Annotated in this window: 7 protein-coding genes; 2 read left to right on the top strand and 5 right to left on the bottom strand. The window is 67.2% G+C overall.

Translation table 11 applies throughout. The annotated features are described in order from the left end of the window. Positions 1-128: 128 nt before the first annotated feature. The 4 genes from AB0J24_RS28550 to AB0J24_RS28565 all read right to left on the bottom strand — a co-directional run bounded on the left by AB0J24_RS28550 (position 129) and on the right by AB0J24_RS28565 (position 3,185). The gene (locus AB0J24_RS28550) at positions 129-1,628 is read right to left on the bottom strand and encodes a hypothetical protein (RefSeq protein WP_358686957.1); all 1,500 of its coding nucleotides are present in this window, start codon (positions 1,626-1,628) and stop codon (positions 129-131) included. A gap of 336 nt (positions 1,629-1,964) precedes the next feature. Further along, positions 1,965-2,270 (bottom strand): hypothetical protein, encoded by a 306-nt coding sequence (locus AB0J24_RS28555; protein ID WP_358686958.1) that lies wholly within the window; start codon positions 2,268-2,270, stop codon positions 1,965-1,967. 91 nt (positions 2,271-2,361) lie between these two features. Next, entirely contained in the window at positions 2,362-2,646 is a 285-nt protein-coding gene (locus AB0J24_RS28560; RefSeq protein ID WP_358686959.1) for a hypothetical protein, read from the bottom strand. Then, positions 2,643-3,185: a hypothetical protein gene (locus tag AB0J24_RS28565; protein WP_358686961.1), complete on the bottom strand. Its 543-nt coding sequence runs from the start codon at positions 3,183-3,185 to the stop codon at positions 2,643-2,645. Before AB0J24_RS28565 ends, AB0J24_RS28560 begins: the two co-directional genes overlap by 4 nt. Positions 3,186-3,881: 696 nt before the next feature. Here AB0J24_RS28565 and AB0J24_RS28570 point away from each other — a divergent pair. After that, positions 3,882-4,697: a helix-turn-helix domain-containing protein gene (locus AB0J24_RS28570; RefSeq protein WP_358686965.1), complete on the top strand. Its 816-nt coding sequence runs from the start codon at positions 3,882-3,884 to the stop codon at positions 4,695-4,697. 274 nt (positions 4,698-4,971) lie between these two features. Continuing rightward, positions 4,972-5,760, top strand: a complete 789-nt coding sequence (locus AB0J24_RS28575) for an alpha/beta hydrolase (protein WP_358686962.1) — start codon at positions 4,972-4,974, stop codon at positions 5,758-5,760. 40 nt (positions 5,761-5,800) lie between these two features. Here the strand turns inward: AB0J24_RS28575 and AB0J24_RS28580 are convergent. Next, positions 5,801-6,259: enoyl-CoA hydratase-related protein (locus AB0J24_RS28580; RefSeq protein ID WP_358686964.1), on the bottom strand; the 459-nt coding region annotated here is incomplete at its 5' end.

The following is a 6,259-nucleotide window of genomic DNA, read 5'->3' on the forward strand; positions in this document are numbered from 1 at the left end:
GACGTCGGCGATCGCATCCTTGCTCAGGAGCATCCCGCCCAGCACCGACTGCTCGGCGGTGAGATCCTGCGGCGGCTGCCGATCGAAGGTGCCGCGGGTGGGGGCGGTGGTGTCGAGAGGTTGGGCGGTCATCGGAACCTCCGGGCGCGGAAGGGGCGGGGGGTTCGGCGTGGTCCGTGGCGTTCGGCGCGGGCGCGGGCGAGGGCGCGTTCGTGTGCGCTGCCGGTGGTGGGCTCGGGCGGTGGGGTCGGGCTGGTCGGGGCGGGCTGGGGCTGGGTTATCGGGTGTGTGTCTCGGCCTTGGTGGAGGGTCTTGGTGATCTGGTTGAGGTGGTGGGTGCGGCTCTGGGGGGTGGCGACGTCGGCGTCGGGGCGGGGGGCGTTGCGGCGGGCGTGGAACTCGCTGGCCCAGTTCCGGACGAGTTGGGAGGCGGCGGTGGTGCGTTCGTCGGGGGTGGCGGCGAGGTTGGTGGGGTGCAGGTCGGTGGCGCCGTAGGGGAGGCGGTGGGCGGCGGCGTGGCCGTGGGTGTGTGCGGTGGTGTCGCGTTGACGGCGGTCGACGGTGGGGGAGACGAGGGGTCCGTTGGAGTCGTGCCACCAGCTGAGGCGGTGGCGTAGCCAGCCGTCGGGGTGGCGGAGTTGGTGGGCGGGGCAGCGGTGGGCGGGGCGTGCGGGGCCGTCGTGGGTGGGTCGGTGGTCGAGGGCGTAGCGCAGGTCGTTGTTGGTCCATCCGGCTTGCCAGTACGGGCGGGTGATGGAGCGGATCCAGCGTGGGGTCAGGCGGCGCAGGGCGGGGTCGGTGCGGAGCTCGGCGGCCGCGGCGAGCATCTCGGCGGGGGTGACCGGGACCCGGTGGTCGAAATGGCCGCCCTGCTGTTCGTCCTGGCCGGGCCCGTGAGGGCCTCCATCGCCTCGGGAAGGTGGGCTGAGCTGGGAACTGTGGACGCGCGCCCTCGCGCGTGTAGGAACCCCTGTAGAAGTCTTTGAAAGATCTGTAGGTGGGTGGGTTGGGGTCCAAGTTGTGTCTGTAGCGGTCGGTGCGGGGCCGGCGTCGGGGGTCGGGGTGGTCGGGTCCGGGGTGGTGGGGATCGCCCGTTGGGCGGCTTCGGAGGCGGGGACGCGCAGCTGGTAGACCGCGGCCCGGTTACCGGAGAGGTGTTGCAGGGCCAGGGGCCGGTACTGGGGGGTGGTGCCGCCCTCGATGCGAAGTAGCCAGCCCTGGCGTTGTAGTTCGGCGAGCCAGCGGGCGGTGCTGCTGCGTCGCCAGCCGCTGGCGTGCTGGAGGCGTTGCCAGGTGGGCCAGCTGCTGTGGGTGGTCCAGTCGGCGCGGCGGGCGAGTTCTTCGAGCAGGCCGCGCAGCCGTTGGGCGGCGTCCCGGCGGACGTGCTGGTACCAGGTGGAGCCGAGCAGGGCGCGGTACCACTCCAGCGCGGTACGCGGCAGCAACGTCTCGGCGGCGGTGAGCAGCTCGTCGACGGCATTGGTGTCGGCGGCTGTGGTGGTGAGCTCGGACGGGGAGATGTCACAGCCGCCGGCGAACCAGCACGGCGCGCAGACGATCGACCGGAGCGGGGTGTTGCGCGCGATCCCGGAGCGTCGCCGGCAGCTGACGCACATCTGGGGGAGCACGATTGCTTCCAGATGGGTCGGCCACGACGTCGGCAGCCCCGCCGGTAGAGGCAGGACGGGCTGCAGGGCGGCCCGGGACCCCGTGTAGGGGGTCGGCTCGGGCGACGCACAGCGCGATGGTGCTGTGCGAACTTCGGGACGCGCGCTACTATGAGAGCGCGCAGGCAAGCGTTGCGCCTCCCTTCTGGGAGGGGCTGGGTGTAGGAGTTGGCGCTCCGAACCCCGTTACGTTGGGCCCGTTCCTCTGGCCGGAGGGACGGGCCCTAGCGCATTACAGGGGTATGCACTCAGCCCGGATGTTCGATTGTCGTGTGCCGCTTCGTCGAAGCGGTCGCGTCACGCTGTCCGGGCGAAGTCCTCCTCGTCGTCGGAACCAGCCATCGCAAGCTGCTCGCTCGCGGGGCTCGTCCGCCGCTGCGGCAACATGTCCTCGAGCGTGGCTGCTGCGGCACGGATGGCATCGGGGTTCTCGATGGCCACGACCAGTGCCGCGAAGAGGTAGTCGTTGCGCGTCAGCCCCAGGTCGCCTCGGGCCTCGTCGACTCGGTCGGTGAACTGCGGTGGCACGCGGGTACCGACCAGCTCCCGTGGTCCCTTGTAGCGCTTCTTGGCCCCGTTGCGACCGCGCCGGCGTTCGCTCATGCCCCACATCCTGGCAGCAGGTAGCTGTTACAAGGTGGAGCGACGCGCCGTGTCGCCCGAGACATCTCAGCGGCCTGGCCGCGCCGTGGTCTCATCCGAGGTGCTCACTCAGCTCGCTCAGGACTGCCTGGACCCGCCGAACTCGTGCAGCGGGCTCGGCCAACGCCTCAGGACTCGCTAGGACCGACGCCCGCTGAGCTGCCAGCAGCAGATCGACCGCCGCAGCGATCAGGTCGTTCTTCACGAAATCGCCCGCCGCGTTGCGCTCGGGTGTGGAGCTCGCGAACGCGCCGATGAGCCGGTCCGGCGACTCCGTGAGGGACCCTCCCAGCACGGAGTAGACCTGATCCGAGCACACGCGCTGACCGCTGGTCATTCCTGCACCTGCTGCGCTGAGCTGAGCAGGAGTCGTGCCTGCAGCGCAAGGTCGACCGTCAGTGCCCTCCGTAGGGACTCCGCCGCCGAAGCCAGCCACGGTGTCGCAGCCTCAGCGTCCGCCGGATGGTCGGTGGTCTTGCCTACTTCGTGGAGCGCGCCAAGTGCTTCAACGGCCGCTGTCACCAGGGCCGTAAGCTCTTGTTCTAGGCGCGGGACCAGCGGGGTCGACCGCGTGTGGAGCAGGTCGGCGAGCTCGGCTCGGGTAGCGACCCACTCGCTGTGATGGCGGGCCTGCTCCCGGAGCAGTAGCAGGTCGAGCGCGTACGGGCGGCCGGTTGCCGCAGTCGGCTTCGGTTCGGCAGCGCCGCCGTCCTCCGCGGCGGGATCACCGCGGTGGAGCCGGGCGTTCGCTGTGGTCGGGCAGACCGTCGCCTGGATCGGGAGTTCATCCTGGGAGTGAGCGAGGACCTGTCGGGCAAGGCAGCCCAGTTCTTCCTGTCTACGCATCAGATCCCACAACCTCCGTTGCTTGACCACTCGCGGTTCCAGGACAGCAAGCCGACTCGGTTGTGCAGCAGGTGCGGAAACTCGCTGGTCGGTACACAGGTCCGTCATCTGTCCACTCCGAGCGTGCCGCAGTTCAACCCGTCTTCGAATTCGATACGCCGCGACCTACTCAGTCGTCGGTACGTGACTCGCTGACTGCAAATGTCGGGCAACGGGCGCGTCGGCGACGTGCCCGCAACAGCGCGAGTCGCATGCAATTGCATCTGCAAGCCCGTCACCTGATCCCCTTCAGCGCCCGTCTCCGCAACTCCGACGGGACGCATGAAGCCCGACGTTGCTCCCGTTTCGCAACGATCCTCACTGGGGCTACCCTTCGCAGAGGTACCCCTCCGAGGGGTCGTCACTACTCCAAGTGGCGGATCGCCGCAGGCTTGCCTGCCGCAACCCTCGGATCCACGTCTGCCCAGCTAGGTGGAGCCACGAGCGTGAAGGCGAGACACACGGGAGCCCCGAGACGAACGTCCTTGACTGGATCGTTCACCACCCAGCGTGGTGCCTTAACAAGGCCCTGAATGCCCCGAAAGTGACGCACATCACTTTGCACGTTTCATGCCATAATGTCCGCCCCATGCCACATCTGGCGTCGTGCCGGACGAGAGCGTCAATTGACAAGTCTCGTGTGAGGAGAGGATCGGTTTGACAACGAGCCCCCTTGACCCCGGGCCTCTGGGGCATGACCGGCCCGCTCCACAGCCCGCGCTCGAGCTCCCCTCGTTTGGGTCGTTTCTTCGGCAGCTTCGCGAGCGCGCCCCCAGTGGGCATCGCAGGGGCGGCGGGATGAGCCGGGCCGAGCTCGCAACTCTCGCCGGTCGCGGCATCAGCTACATCACCAAGCTCGAGCAGGGGGAGGCTCACTCCCCTTCGTTCGAGTTGGTCGAGAGTCTTGCTGATGCCCTGGAGGTTACCGATGCCGAGCGACAGCATCTGCACGATCTGCGTACCCACCGACGCGATACCTGCTGCGAGCCAAGGCCCTCAGCAGAAACGATCACGCCTGCGAACAAGGCATACGTCGATAATCTCGTCCCCGCTTTGAGTAGCTTCGTCGACGACGCCTGGAATGTCTTGTATCCGAATTCTGCCTACACTCGGGTGTATCGACACATCGATGACCCGACGATTTCCAATGTGCTTCTATGGTTCTTCTTCGTGCCCGAAAGTCGCCATATCATGGTGGAGTGGGAGCGCGAGGCGCAACTAACTGTCGCTTGGTTGCGCGGCCTGATGGTCGGAAATCATCTTAACGGGGTGGACCGTACCGATCTCATTCAACGCCTGTCCCGGTCCTCCGAGTTCCGCCGGATGTGGACGGAGGGTGGTGTTGCGCTGGGTCGCCATAAAGAAGAGATGCTCGTGCGAGATCTGGATCGGGGCACAGTTCTGCACCTACGTGCCCAGGTTTTGAAGTGGCCAAATCCAGCGAGCTCGCTCCAGCTCTATCTGGGTGTGGATGTGGGCCCCATGGGTGTCGACGAATCCTGAGGATCCGCGCGGCCGCCATGCGCGGGGCACTTCGGCGAGCCTCGAAGTGGAGGCGTCGCAGGAAAGACCTTCTCCAGGCGACATCTTGCTGGGCGCCTGGTCAGGCACTGTAGGGGAGTGTGGCGTGATCCACGCAGCCCCTCAGTCTGAGACGCCTCAGCTATCGTTGCGCCCGCTGGGTCCGGGTCTACGGGCTCGCCTGGGACGTGATGCAGGCAGCGAGCTACCTGCATCACCCCGTCTCAGGCTCGTTCGCTGTGCTTGAGGGGGAGTATTGACCAGGCGCTCGGTCCTGCATCTGCGAGACCGCAACATCGGCTTCGATGACACCGGCGGATCAGGCACACCCATCCTGTTGGCTCACGGCTTCGCCCTAGACCGAACCATGTTCGCAGGCCAAGAGGACCTCGCCCCCCGATACCGCGTCATCACCTGGGATGCGCCCGGCCACGGGGATAGCCCAGTCGGCACCGCGGCCTTCTCATTCTGGGAACTCGCCCAGATTCAGCTCGCGCTCATGGACGCTCTTGACATCCGAAGTGCAGTCGTGGGAGGTGTTTCACAAGGTGGGTTTATTGCTCTGCGTACCGCGCTTCTAGCGCCGGACCGAGTAACTGCGCTTCTGTTGTTCGATACCGAGGCTGGCTCTTTGGACGAGCACGATTCCCGAGTCTACGACGAGCTATTCGCCGCCATCGAGAGAGTTGGGACCACACCAGAGATCGCGACTGCGCTTGCGTCCCAGGTGATCGGGGAGCATCCGACCGCGCGCCTGTGGGAACGGACCTGGGCCGAGAGGGGTATTCCTCTCGGCCCGCCTGTCGACTGTCTGACGCAGAGGGACGACGTGACCGACCGCCTCGCGGAGATCGGTGCCCCCGCGCTTGTCGTTGCCGGCGAGCACGATCACTCCATCCCGATCGAGCGGCAGAACCAGATGCGGACAAGGCTCCCCAGAGCTACGGAGATGAATGTCGTCTCCGGGGCGGGGCACTCACCCCCGTTGACGCACCCACTGCAGGTCAACGCCCTGATCAACAACTTCCTCGCTACAGCCCTGTGATCGCTCCCCGGTAAGGGTGTCGATCAACGAGCAGCGACCGTCAGTAGTGCCACGGGAACGGCGACCAGTCCGGCTCCCGCTTCTGCAGGAACGAGTCGCGCCCTTCGACCGCCTCGTCGGTCATGTATGCGAGCCGGGTCGCCTCCCCGGCGAACAGCTGCTGACCGACCAGCCCGTCGTCGGCCAGGTTGAACGCGTACTTCAGCATCCGCTGTGCGGTCGGCGACTTGCCGTTGATCTCCGTCGCCCACTGCAGCGCCGTGGCCTCCAGCTCGGCGTGCGGCACGACCTCGTTCACCGCGCCCATGTGGTGCATCTGCTCGGCGGAGTAGGTCCGGCCGAGGAAGAAGATCTCCCGGGCGAACTTCTGCCCGACCTGCTTGGCCAGGTAGGCGGAGCCGTAACCGCCGTCGAACGAACCGACGTCGGCGTCGGTCTGCTTGAACCGGGCGTGCTCGGCGCTGGCCAGGGTCAGGTCCGCGACGGCGTGCAGCGAGTG

Source organism: Pseudonocardia sp. NPDC049635 (assembly GCF_040659795.1).
Lineage (GTDB): Bacteria > Actinomycetota > Actinomycetes > Mycobacteriales > Pseudonocardiaceae > Pseudonocardia.

What these genes read in the sequence shown, in the direction of transcription:
- AB0J24_RS28555 (WP_358686958.1), bottom strand. Translation starts at nt 2,270, where the DNA reads ATGAGCGAACGCCGGCGCGGTCGCAACGGGGCCAAGAAGCGCTACAAG.
- AB0J24_RS28560 (WP_358686959.1), bottom strand. Translation starts at nt 2,646, where the DNA reads ATGACCAGCGGTCAGCGCGTGTGCTCGGATCAGGTCTACTCCGTGCTG.